Raw genomic sequence first — 209 nt, forward strand, 5'->3', positions numbered from 1 at the left:
TGTTCATAAAATCTTTTAACCCAGTCATTAACAATACGTCGACTAATATGTAAGTTTCGTGCTGTCTGTGTGTTATTAGCGCCACTTTTGATATGAGAAAGCGCCATCAAACGAACCCGCATTCGCCCATTAGTTTCTTTTGCTATAAGAGATTTAAAATCAATGGATTCAAGTGTGATCATAACGACTGATATCAATGTATGAAAAAT

1 protein-coding gene is annotated in these 209 nt (G+C 34.9%); it reads right to left on the minus strand.

The window, feature by feature from the left end; all coding sequences use genetic code 11:
• Window positions 1-182, minus strand: a 182-nt coding sequence (locus H4J61_RS02275) for a helix-turn-helix domain-containing protein (protein ID WP_182183300.1), incomplete at its 3' end; no start/stop codon positions are given.
• Between the last annotated feature and the right edge of the window lie 27 nt (window positions 183-209).

Origin of the sequence: Colwellia sp. MB3u-4, assembly GCF_014077065.1 — a bacterium.
In the GTDB taxonomy this organism is placed as follows: domain Bacteria; phylum Pseudomonadota; class Gammaproteobacteria; order Enterobacterales; family Alteromonadaceae; genus Cognaticolwellia.